Genomic DNA, 3,229 nt, shown 5'->3' on the forward strand with positions numbered 1-3,229 from the left:
CGGCCGCCGCGCCGGTTTCGGCCGGCCCGGCGACCAACGTCGCCGCGGCGGGCGGCAACGGCAAGGTCGAGGCCGAGGACGCCGGCTACGTCACGCCGCTGGTGCGCAAGCTCGCCGCCGAGCACGGTGTGAGCCTGTCGGGCCTCGCCGGCACCGGCGTCGGCGGGCGGATCCGCAAGCAGGACGTGCTCGACGCCGCGGCCAAGGCGAAGGCGGCCGCCGAGGCGGCCAAGGCCGCACCGGCTCCGGCCGCCGCGGCGCCCGTTTCGGCCGGCACCACCGTCCCCGCACCGAAGGCGGCGCCGAGCCCGCTGCGCGGCCAGACCCAGAAGCTGACCCGCATGCGGGCGCTCATCGCGCGGCGCATGGTCGAGTCGCTGCAGACCTCGGCCCAGCTCACCACGGTCGTCGAGGTCGACGTCACCAAGGTGGCGAAGCTGCGGGACAAGGCCAAGGCACAGTTCCTGGCCACCCACGGCGTGAAGCTGTCGTTCCTGCCCTTCTTCGCCCTGGCGGCGGTCGAGGCGCTGCGGGTGCACCCCGCGGTGAACTCCTCGATCGACCTGGAGGCGGGCACCGTCACCTACCACGACGTCGAGCACCTCGGCATGGCCGTGGACAGCGACAAGGGCCTGATCGTCCCGGTCATCAAGAACGCGGGCGACCTCAACCTGGCCGGCCTGGCCAAGCGCATCGCGGACGTGGCCGACCGGACCCGCAGCAACAAGCTCAGCCCGGACGACATCGCCGGCGGCACGTTCACGCTGACCAACACCGGCAGCCGCGGCGCGCTGTTCGACACGCCGATCATCAACCAGCCGCAGGTGGCGATCCTCGGCACCGGCGCGGTCGTCAAGCGGGCCGTCGTGGTCAACGACGCCGACCTCGGCGAGATCATCGCGCCGCGCTCGATGGTCTACCTGGCCCTGTCCTACGACCACCGCATCGTCGACGGCGCCGACGCCGCGCGCTTCCTCACCACCGTGAAGGAGCGCCTGGAGGCCGGCAACTTCGAGGCCGACGTATTCAGGCACGCCGCCAACTAGGGGAGTGACCAGTGCCGAGCAGGTTCCAGAAGATTACGGTCGTCGTGCCGACCTACAACGAGCGGGACAACCTGCCCGAGTTGGTCGGTCAGCTGACCGCGTTACCGCTACCGAACCTGTACGTGCTGGTCGTGGACGACAACTCTCCGGACGGCACCGGTGAGGTCGCCGACAAGCTGGCCGTCGAAGCACCGCGGAAAGTCGCCGTGCTTCACCGAACCGCGAAAGATGGACTCGGGCGGGCGTACATCGCTGGCATGCTGCACGCGCTTGCCGACGGCGCCGACGTCGTCATCCAGATGGATGCGGACCTGTCCCATCCGACCTCGACCATTCCAATGATGGTGGACGCACTGGCCACCGAAGGCGTAGCCGTTGTACTCGGCTCCCGTTATGTGCAGGGCGGTCGTGTCGCTGGCGATTAGTCATGGCACCGCAAGGCGCTGTCTGCGTGGGCGAACTTCTACGTCGATGCCATCCTGCGCATGGGCGTCCGGGACGCCACCGCCGGCTTCAAGGCATGGCGTGCCGAGACACTGCGCCGTATCGACATCGCGTCAATCCGGAGCAACGGCTATTCGTTCCAGGTTGAGATGAACTATCGAGCCGCCCAACGAGGCATGCGCATCGCCGAGATTTCAATTCACTTCATTGATCGAACGCAAGGCGCCTCGAAGATGAGCCTGCGAGTCCAACTGGAGTCAGCCTTAATGCCGTGGAAGCTGCGCCTTGCCCGGCAGTTCGACGTAGACGCTCGGCCTTGAGATCGCACCTCATTTGGCCGACAGCGGGTGCGCTGTGATGTTCAACCTGCCACGTGTCCGATGTGGAGCGTTGATGTCCTGATGCTCTGTTAGCTGCGGTCCTCGTCGGACCCGCACCAGCCCGAAGTCAGATGGTCCTCATCTCCGGCCGCTTGCGGCGCAGCGCATTGCAGGGGTGTCGTGAACACACGTGAGCAACACCTGGTTGAGTTGGTCGGCATTGACGGCACCGCGATCGGCACAACCACCGTCGACCAAGCGCACCGCGCGCCCGGCCAACTGCACCGCGCCTTCTCGGTGCTGCTGGTATCCCCGATGGAAAGGTGCTGCTACAGCAGAGAGCCGCGGCAGAGACCTGGTTCCCGCTACGGTGGGCCAACGCCTGCTGCGGCCACCCGAGCGCCGGCGCTGCGGTCATCGAGGCCGCCGATTGCCGGCTCATGGAGGAACTGGGCGTGACGACCGTGCCCTTGCGTGACGTCGGCGTATATGTTTATCAAGCGGGCGACCCGTACTCCGGGCGAATCGAGTTCGAATACGACCACGTGCTGGTCGGGACGTACTCTGGCAGGCTGGCTGACATCAACCCCGACGAGGTGGCAGCCGCCGATTTGGGCCACGCCCGCAGCGGATCGCGCGGTTCCCTCACTCGTACGCGCGATGGCTGGAGGGGGTCGTCAACTCCTGGCACGCGTCCACTCACGGGTGATCAATGATCGGTCAGATGGCGACCGCTGGTCCCGTCCCCGTATCTGCGTCGTCACACGCCCGCATGACACGGAGGATGTGGCGAGGCAAATGGCGTGCGCCGATTGGGCGCCGAGCAGGTATGGGCAGTCGGTTCGCGTATGTGTGCTGGGGCATCGTGGGCGGCCGGCCCCGAGGTTGTGGGGCCGGCCGTGTCAGGTTGTGGGCAGGGCGTCTGCCGGTCCCCTGTCGGGTCGTCTGAGGACGGCGATGAATCCACCGAAGGGGGCGGTGTCCACTGTGGATCTGTTGCCGCGCGGGCTTGCTAGGCGCAGTGTCGGGTTGGTGGCGGAAGAGTCGGTGAAGAGCTGGAGTGTGGTGCGGGACTTGATGCCCAGTTCCCGGAGGTCGAAGGTCAGTTGTTGGGCCTGGACGGTGGGTGGGGCGGAGGGGTCGAGGCCGGGTGCGATGGTGAGCGTCTTGCCGTTAACGTCGGCGATGTACCGGGTGCGGCTTTGCGGCGGGCGACGATGACGTGGCTGGTGGGGTCGGCGTCCAGGAGGCGCTGAGGAGGGCGAGGGCGGCCTGTCGAGCGTCAGCCGCGGCGCAGCACTGCGGGCCGGCTCATTCGTTCAGGGCGGGCTGGTACTACACGGCGGCGCGGGCTGAGGTCGATCGTGGCCGGACGGCTGAGGCCCGCGACTGGACCCGGCGTGCGGTCGAGGCAGCGGG

General features: G+C 67.9%; 1 protein-coding gene and 2 pseudogenes. All 3 read left to right on the forward strand.

Annotation, left to right across the window (positions count from 1 at the left end):
• On the forward strand, positions 1 to 1,046 hold a 1,046-nt coding region (sucB, locus tag ABD901_RS58240), incomplete at its 5' end, for a 2-oxoglutarate dehydrogenase, E2 component, dihydrolipoamide succinyltransferase (protein WP_345144935.1).
• A gap of 11 nt (positions 1,047 to 1,057) precedes the next feature.
• Positions 1,058 to 1,810, forward strand: a pseudogene (locus ABD901_RS58245) (polyprenol monophosphomannose synthase).
• Positions 1,811 to 1,990: 180 nt separating this feature from the next.
• A pseudogene (gene idi / locus ABD901_RS58250) lies at positions 1,991 to 2,519 on the forward strand (isopentenyl-diphosphate Delta-isomerase).
• Positions 2,520 to 3,229: the final 710 nt, after the last annotated feature.

This window comes from Dactylosporangium darangshiense, from assembly GCF_039537565.1.
In the GTDB taxonomy this organism is placed as follows: Bacteria; Actinomycetota; Actinomycetes; order Mycobacteriales; family Micromonosporaceae; genus Dactylosporangium; species Dactylosporangium darangshiense.